Genomic DNA, 8,252 nt, shown 5'->3' with positions numbered 1-8,252 from the left:
CGCAAAGATCATAACACACTGTCAAACTCTCTGCATGGCTTGTTACAGAGCGTCTGTTATGATCTTTGCGACTGAACGTTTCAAACCAACAGGAGTGTCGCCATGCGCGAACAGGATTACGCAGTTAATAACAGCGTGCAGGCTGAGCAGCTAGAGGTTAGCCGCGTCCTGCGCAACACTTACGGCTTACTGGCTCTCACCCTCGCATTCAGCGGTGTGATGGCTTTCGTAGCTCAGCAGATGCGAGTTGGCTACCCGAACATTTTCGTGGTGCTGATCGGCTTCTACGGGCTGTTCTTCCTCACCAACAAACTCCGTGATTCCGCGTGGGGCCTGGTGTCCGCGTTTGCGCTGACCGGTTTTATGGGTTTCCTGCTCGGCCCGATCCTCAACCGTTACCTGGGCATGCAGGGCGGCGCTGAAGTGGTCAGCTCCGCATTCGCGATGACTGCACTGGTATTCGGTGGTCTGTCGGCTTACGTGCTGATCACCCGCAAGGACATGAGCTTCCTCGGTGGTTTCATCACCGCTGGTTTCTTCGTCCTGCTGGGTGCAACGCTGGCAAGCTTCTTCTTCCAGATCAGCGGTCTGCAACTGGCGATCAGCGCAGGTTTCGTGCTGTTCTCGTCGGTCTGCATTCTGTTCCAGACCAGCGCCATCATCCAGGGCGGCGAGCGTAACTACATCATGGCGACCATCAGCCTGTATGTATCGATCTACAACCTGTTCATCAGCTTGTTGCAGATCTTCGGCATCATGAGCCGCGACGACTGATTCAAGTCTGCGTTTCAACAGAAAACCCGCTTCGGCGGGTTTTTTGTTGCCTGGAGAAAAGCCTCATGGCCTTTTACCTACAAAATGATCTGAAAATGATGGCACCTTTATGGAAATGACCTACACCTAACAGCAAGGAAGAGCAGTTGATCGACAGGAGTCGGAATGCAAGATCCCTCGTGCGCCTCCCCCTGACGTTTGCCTCCCCTTGAAGTCGACTGCCTGGCCTTTTGGCCGGGATCGATGGTGTTCGTTCGTCCAGTAAAAAGGAGATGCCTTACCCAAAAAATGATTCAACCGTGACCGTACCCCGGCCATAGAACCGGGACCCTGATAGCAAAAACAATAATGGAGGCCCTGCTGGCCGGGCATGTCTCGAACCAGAACAGGCGTTGTCCCAAGACAAGGAGATCATCGATGAACCAGCCCCATGGAAAACTGGCTGTACTGGCCGTCACTACCGCGCTGTTCAGTGCTTCGACCCTCGCCGGCGTCTATCCCGACTTCGGGTATCAACCCCCAAGCAGCCAATACTCTGGTCCGTTGTTTCAACTCAGCCAGAGTTATCCGGCCAAACCTCCGCAAGTGCCGTTGCCGGGGTTCTTCAAGAAGTTGCCGACAAAGCCGAACAACGATTTTGAAAACTGGCGCGGCTATCTGGAGGACGTCAAACAGTACTGCCTCGAAGGCAACGTCGAGGTTGATTGGGATGTGCAGAAAAACAAGCTGCGCCAGTGGTATCACATGCCGTGGCAGCATTACGGGCCATTGGGGCGCGAAGGGATTCACGGCCTGACCAAGGAAGCGCAGATTCAGGTCAAGCAACTGGCCTCGACGCAAACGGCCACCGGTCAGACGTATGCGGTGGGCATCTACAACGACATCGGCGCCTACACCATCGGCCAGGTCTGGAAAGATCCGAACAACCCGGATCCGAGCTTCACCTCGCAACCCAACAGCTTCCCCAACGGCACCGTGGTGTGCAAAGCGCTGTTCGCCGACATCGACCGCAGTACCGTGCCATTCCTGGTCAATCCGGTTCTGTGGAAAGGCTATATCACCGACACCTTCACCTCGGCCAATCGCAAGGTCAAAGACGTCGCGCTGATCCAGATGGACATCGCCGTGCGGGACACACGCATGAGTGATACCGGCTGGATTTTCGGCACGTTCCAGTACAACGGCGAGAAAACCGGCAAACCCGGTTGGGACAATCTGGTGCCGGTAGGGATCATGTGGGGTAACGATCCGAAGGAAACCGGCAACGACTTCACCAACCCGCAGCCGACCGTCACCAAGATCAACACCGCGCTGCAACAGACCGCCATCAACGCCAATACCAAGGAGCTGCCACCGACCCACCTGGGCTGGAACGGTCGCCTCAACGGTCCCGTGGATAATCCCAACAGCTCATGCCTGAGTTGCCATGCCACCGCCGAGAGCCCGCAAGTGGCTATCATGAACCCGACGTTCCAGCCGAATGCGCCGAAACCGGGTACGCCGGAATGGATGAAGTGGTTCCAGAATATTCCGGCCGGCCATCCGTTCACGCCCGGCACCAAGAGCACCGACTACAGCTTGCAACTGTCGGGTGGGCTGATTAATTACTACGAGTGGAAGTGCGACATGAGCGGGATCTACGCTGACGGCAAGAATGCTTGCGCGAAAGTGCAGAACCTGAAACTGAAAATGCTCAAGGCTGGCGATGACACCTCGCAGCCGCAGCAAAAAGTGATTCGTGACCCAAGCCTGCAACAACTGCTCGAATAAACCGCGATGACCTCCGGATGCCTCGGCGTCCGGAGGTTTTCAATCAGTTGATCAAAATGCCGCTGCTCATAGATGGCGTAAGACAACGGCAACCCACGTCGGACATCACGAAAAAGCCCTCAAGCCATCGGCGGTAAACGACGCTTGACCGGGGTCTTCTTGACGATCGCCGTATTGGTTTCGGCCAACGTATTGAGACGGTCGAGCAGGGTGTCCAGTTGTTCCATCGAGCGCACGTGCAGACGGGCGATAAAGCAATCCTCGCCGGTAACCTTGTCGCACTCGGTGAATTCCGGGATCGACATAATCTGCCGCTCAACCTCCTGCAATTGCCCCGGCAGCGGCCGTACCCGCACGATGGCCTGCAATTGATAGCCGAAGCACTTGGGGTCGATCTCGACGGTGTAGCCCTTGAGCACGCCGCGCTCTTCCAGTCGACGTAAACGCTCGGCGACGCTGGGCGAAGACAGGCCACTGATCTGCGCCAGTGCCTTGAGCGAACGTCGCGAATCCGCCATCAAGGCGCTGATAAGAATCTGATCGATGTCGTCGGTCACGGCGAAACTCCGGTATTAGGCGAATAATGAAAACCACCCTCGATAAAAAAGGCAGAAAGCCAGTTTAGCCTGCTTTTTACGCTGGAGCGCCTCTGTGTTGGCTTGGCATACTTTTGCCACGCTTTCGGCAAATGCACAGGAGGTTGATGGTGGACAAAACAATCCGTCGCGGCTCATTTGAAATGACCGCTGCCATGCTGATATCCGGGACGATCGGCTGGTTCGTGCTGGTTTCCGGGCAACCGGTGCTGGACGTGGTGTTCTGGCGTTGCGTGTTCGGCGCAGGCACTTTGTTGTTGATCTGTGCGGTATTCGGCTTTCTGCGGCCGGGCATTCTGACCCGCACGACATTCCTGTTGGCGGTGCTTAGCGGCGTGGCGATTGTCGGTAACTGGGTACTGTTGTTCGCCTCGTATTCCCGGGCTTCGATTGCCATTGGTACGGCGGTTTATAACGTGCAGCCGTTCATGCTGGTCGGTCTGGCGGCGCTGTTCCTTGGTGAAAAAATCACTCTGCAGAAACTGTTCTGGCTGGCGATTTCGTTCATGGGTATGTTGGCGATCGTCAGCGCCCATGGCCAGCAAGGCGAGGGCGGTAGTGATTATCTGGTGGGCATCGGACTGGCGTTAGGCGCGGCGTTTCTCTATGCGATAGCGGCGTTGATCATCAAGCGCCTGACCGGCACTCCACCGCATCTGATTGCACTGGTTCAGGTCTGCACGGGTGTGCTGTTGCTCGCACCGTTTGCGCACCTTTCGGCATTGCCGCAAGCGCCGAGCGCGTGGGCCAGCCTGATCACTTTGGGCATCGTCCACACCGGTTTGATGTACGTGCTGCTGTATGGCGCGATCCAGAAACTGCCGACTGCGTTGACCGGTGCACTGTCGTTCATCTACCCGATTGCCGCGATCTTCGTTGACTGGTTCGCCTTCGGCCATCGCCTGGAAACCCTGCAATGGCTGGGTGTGGCGGCAATTTTGCTGGCTGCTGCCGGCATGCAACAGGGCTGGGGCGTGAAATTGCGGCGACTGGTTACGCAATGAGATGAGTCGTTTCAAGGGTGGGAGGATGTTCGCCAGATGTCATATCCGCCAGACGTTTTCTCGGACCAGCGCCATGCTTATTTTTTTGGTTGCGCTGGCACAGTGATGTCAGCGAACCTAGCGGTACGCCAAACGAAAGCAGGGAAAGCTGCCATGACAAAAACCGCCGTAAAAGTCGACCTCGTCTACATAGACAATGAAGAAGAAACATTTCGCATTCATGCGATTTTGGAGGATGGTTGCCTGTGCTGTTCCGAAATGTATGGCCATGTGAAAGAGCGCGCTGAAGATGGGGTTCTGAAGATTTATCCTGGAATTCTGACGGATCAGGACGGGGATAATCTCGTGTATCTCGCGGAGTGGGGTTATGGAGACACTAGCCACACCCGCTTTCATTTCTTGAAACGGCCATTGAAAGTAGGGCAGGAAGTTACACGAGTCGATGTCCATCGCGGGGTCGAAACCGAATATCGGTATCGAATTATAAGCGTTACAAATTTATTGGGTGCCTGATGGTCGTCACCTGCTGAGCGGTGAAGAAAGGAAGCAAGTCGAATGTGTGCAATAAAGGAATAATCAGTAATGAAATCTGAGCGTTTAACTGCTTGGCGGAGCCTCGACAAGTCAATTGAAACGATGCTCTACGCCAAGCCGTTTGAATTAAGCGAGGCCGCAAGAGACCTGGAGCGAGCCCGCGATATTTACGCCCAAGTGGTTTCTGCCACAGGAAAGGACTCAACCATAAAAGGCTGGGTTGCCACTTTGAGAGATAACTTGCAGGGGAGTTACCGGCGTCTTCAAAGTCAAACCAAGGAAAAGGAATTGCGCAGGAAAGCTGCATTATTAAAGTTCCTTCCTGTGTTTTTGTTTTTGGTTGTCGGGGCAGGGCTCTTTGTTAATGCGCAATCCGGAGTCGCCGTGGCGATGGGATACTTTGTAACCGCGTTGGGTCTCATCCTGGTTACGTTGGGCTTGTTGATTTCGAGCAAGTTTCTTCAGAATGTTGTCACACTGCTTGGCGTTGTACTCGCCGGAGGGTGGTATCTGTATTCGCTGCCAGGCGTTTTCCACCCCGTTGATCATGCGGTCCTGAACGTACAACCCGATAAGTCTGGATATACCGTCAATGTAATAGTTGAGGGTGAAAAACGTCTGGAGAAATGTAGCTTTGCTCCAAAAACTTCAACATTGACTTGTGAAGTCAAGGTCGAGCCAACGGTGTTGCCTGTGCCGAAGGCGTGAATAGATAGGGATGTTGATTAGGCGTGTATATTTTCGAACGCCGATCAACGACTCAATTTGCGCGGTCGGGATAACTCAGATGTTCCAGCGCGGTGCGGTTTTCGCCAGGCGCTGGCGCATCTCGGCGATGTTCGCCGCCAGTTGCCGGGTCAACAATCGGTAGCCATCAAGGGCGCTGTAGACCGGCGCATCGAGACTGGCGTCCGGCAACTCCAGCGGCCGCTCCAGCCGTTGCGTCGCGCCGGACTTCAATGCGCGAGCCATGCCAATCAGTTGCACGCGAACCACTCGATGCTCAGCCTTCAACGCGGATTGCAGATGGATCATCGCCTGCGGGTCGTTGGCATCAGGGCGGGTGTTGCCGAGGATTTCCAGGGTACTGATGCACATGCGCAGGTTGCGCTGGATCGCATCGAGTTCAGTCATGGAAATCTTCACTTCCTTGGACACCGACGGCATCAGCGAACGCAATTGCACCATCACGGCGCCCAAGCGGCTCATGAGTTTCAAGTGCTCGTCAGCACTGACCGGCTGGCCGCTGATGATCCGTCCGTACACCGTGGCGCAGTCGCGCAATGCATCCGCCAGGTTGTAGCGCCACGAGTACACCGCGTACAGCGGCAGGGCGAAAGAGAATGCCAAAGCGAGGGCAATGCCGATCAGAATATCGACCCCGCGCCACAATCCATCCGTAATGGGGTTGTCGCCATGCCCGGCGACAATGAACACGGTGATTGCCGAGAGCAGGGCGGTATAACCACCCTTGCCGATCGCGTGATAAGAAAAGAAACCGCAGACCACGGCCATGGCGAAGTAGGTCAGCCACGGCATGCCGAGCCACGCCTGTTGTGCCACCAGCAACAGACCGACGCCCGCGCCGATCAACGTGCCGGTGGCGCGTTCGGCGGCTTTCTTGCCGATATTGCCGTGATGCTGCAAACCGCCGATCACCACCAGCATGGTCACCGAGGCCCATTCACCGTGGGGCAGATTGATGCCGGTGGTCAGCAGAATCGTCGCCAGCAACCCCAATGCCACCCGCACCGCGTGGATCACTCGGGCGTGTCGGTAGCGCCGGTACGGGTCCAGCAGCGGACGCAGGATTCGGCGCAACAGCGGTGGCAGCCGGTGGGTGCTGAACGTACTCAGTGCGAGGCCCTCGTCAGAAAATGTAGTCAGTGGTCAGGAAGCTCGAATCACGTCCGCGAATGATCTCGCTGATCAGATCCTTGTTGCTGTCCTGGAACTTGGTTGCCACCAGCGTGCGGATCGAGAACACCCGCAGCGCATCGTGTACCGACAACGTGCCTTCGGCGGAGTTCTTGCGGCCGTTGAACGGGTAGGTATCCGGCCCACGCTGGCATTGCGCGTTGAGGTTGATCCGCCCGACCTGATTGGCAAAGGTATCGACCAATCGACCGACCGCCACCGGGTTGGTGCCGAAGATGCTCAACTGCTGGCCGAAATCCGATTCCAGTACGTAATCGATCACCGTATCGAGGTGACGGTACGGCACGATCGGCACCACCGGGCCAAATTGCTCTTCCTGATAAACGCGCATCTGCGGATTCACCGGGTACAGCACTGCCGGATAGAAGAACGACTCGCGGGACTCGCCGCCATTCGGGTTGACCACTTCCGCGCCCTTGCTGCGCGCGTCCGCCACCAGACCGTGCAGATAATCAACTTTGCCTGACTCCGGCAGCGGCGTCAGCGACACACCGCTGTCCCACGGCATGCCCGGTTTCAGGGTGGCCAGTTTCGCGTTGAATTTCTCGATGAAGCTGTCGACCACGTCCTCATGCACGAAGAGGATCTTCAGTGCGGTGCAGCGCTGGCCATTGAACGACAGCGAACCGGTGACGGCTTCACTGACGGCGTTGTCCAGATCGACTTCGGGCAAGACGATGCCTGGGTTCTTCGCATCGAGGCCCAGCGCCGCACGCAAACGATGCGGTTTCGGGTGCAGTTTCTTCAGGTCGCTGGCGGCCTTGTTGGTGCCGATGAAGGCGAAGATGTCGATCTTGCCGCTGGCCATCAGCGCGCTGACGGTTTCGCGGCCGCTGCCGTAGATCACGTTGATCACACCAGTCGGGAAGCTGTCGCGGAACGCCTCAAGCAGCGGACGAATCAGCAGCACGCCGAGCTTGGCTGGTTTGAACACCACGGTGTTGCCCATGATCAGCGCCGGGATCAGCGTGGTGAAGGTCTCGTTCAGCGGATAGTTGTAAGGCCCCATGCACAGCGCCACGCCGAGCGGCACGCGACGGATCTGCCCGAGCGTGTCCTGTTCCAGCTCGAAACGGCTGGAGCGGCGGTCGAGTTCTTTAAGCGCGTTGATGGTGTCGACGATGTAGTCGCAGGTACGGTCGAACTCTTTTTCCGAGTCCTTGAGGTTCTTGCCGATTTCCCACATCAGCAGCTTCACCACCGCATCACGTTGCTGGCGCATGCGGCCGAGGAAGGCTTCGACGTGCTGGATACGTTCGGCCACGCGCATGGTCGGCCACAGGCCTTGGCCACGGTCGTAGGCGCGGACGGCGGCATCAAGGGCGGTGAGGGCGGTGTCGGCATCGAGCAGCGGCGTGCTGCCGAGGATCACTTGTTCATCGCCGTTTTCGCCGTGCAGATAGACCGGGCTGCGCACGGTGGCGAGCGGACCGTCCCAGCGGCGCAACTGGCCGTCGACGAGGTATTCGCGTTGCTCGACCTGAGCGTCGAGACGGTATTTTTCCGGGATGTCGCTGACAGAAGGGAACAGGTTGCCAAGGATGTTTGCTGTGGTCATGTCGCTACCCCGTGTTGATGTCCGCATGCAGATCAAAAGTCTCTACAGGTTATACGCCTGAATGCGCCGAAATTTAAA

The 8,252-nt window shown here is 56.9% G+C and carries 8 protein-coding genes; 5 read left to right on the top strand and 3 right to left on the bottom strand.

What is annotated here, in order from left to right; all coding sequences use genetic code 11:
- The first annotated feature begins 102 nt into the window (after positions 1-102).
- Positions 103-774, top strand: coding sequence for a Bax inhibitor-1/YccA family protein (locus ACIOWE_RS02435; protein WP_093414531.1), 672 nt, complete (start codon positions 103-105; stop codon positions 772-774).
- A 417-nt stretch (positions 775-1,191) separates the two neighbouring features.
- Positions 1,192-2,544, top strand: coding sequence for a hypothetical protein (locus tag ACIOWE_RS02430; protein ID WP_401386923.1), 1,353 nt, complete (start codon positions 1,192-1,194; stop codon positions 2,542-2,544).
- Positions 2,545-2,663: 119 nt separating this feature from the next.
- Here ACIOWE_RS02430 and ACIOWE_RS02425 read toward each other — a convergent pair whose 3' ends face one another.
- Positions 2,664-3,101: an Lrp/AsnC family transcriptional regulator gene (locus ACIOWE_RS02425; protein WP_401386920.1), complete on the bottom strand. Its 438-nt coding sequence runs from the start codon at positions 3,099-3,101 to the stop codon at positions 2,664-2,666.
- Positions 3,102-3,250: 149 nt separating this feature from the next.
- Between ACIOWE_RS02425 and ACIOWE_RS02420 the strand changes: the two genes are divergently transcribed.
- From ACIOWE_RS02420 to ACIOWE_RS02410, 3 genes are all read left to right on the top strand, one after another.
- Complete coding sequence (locus ACIOWE_RS02420) at positions 3,251-4,144, top strand: DMT family transporter (protein WP_401386917.1); 894 nt, start codon at positions 3,251-3,253, stop codon at positions 4,142-4,144.
- Positions 4,145-4,180: 36 nt separating this feature from the next.
- The gene (locus ACIOWE_RS02415) at positions 4,181-4,657 is read left to right on the top strand and encodes a hypothetical protein (protein ID WP_401386914.1); all 477 of its coding nucleotides are present in this window, start codon (positions 4,181-4,183) and stop codon (positions 4,655-4,657) included.
- 69 nt (positions 4,658-4,726) lie between these two features.
- The gene (locus ACIOWE_RS02410) at positions 4,727-5,386 is read left to right on the top strand and encodes a hypothetical protein (protein WP_401386911.1); all 660 of its coding nucleotides are present in this window, start codon (positions 4,727-4,729) and stop codon (positions 5,384-5,386) included.
- Between the two features lie 75 nt (positions 5,387-5,461).
- On the opposite strand, the gene ACIOWE_RS02405 is transcribed toward ACIOWE_RS02410, so the two are convergent.
- Both ACIOWE_RS02405 and ACIOWE_RS02400 read right to left on the bottom strand, forming a co-directional pair.
- Positions 5,462-6,502 carry an FUSC family protein gene (locus tag ACIOWE_RS02405; protein WP_401386937.1) on the bottom strand — a complete coding sequence of 347 codons (1,041 nt, stop codon included), beginning with the start codon at positions 6,500-6,502 and terminating at the stop codon, positions 5,462-5,464.
- 46 nt (positions 6,503-6,548) lie between these two features.
- The gene (locus ACIOWE_RS02400) at positions 6,549-8,174 is read right to left on the bottom strand and encodes an NADP-dependent glyceraldehyde-3-phosphate dehydrogenase (protein WP_122595724.1); all 1,626 of its coding nucleotides are present in this window, start codon (positions 8,172-8,174) and stop codon (positions 6,549-6,551) included.
- Between the last annotated feature and the right edge of the window lie 78 nt (positions 8,175-8,252).

This window comes from Pseudomonas sp. NPDC087598, assembly GCF_044743525.1.
In the GTDB taxonomy this organism is placed as follows: domain Bacteria; phylum Pseudomonadota; class Gammaproteobacteria; order Pseudomonadales; family Pseudomonadaceae; genus Aquipseudomonas.
This window is presented reverse-complemented; position numbering and strand designations above follow the sequence as displayed.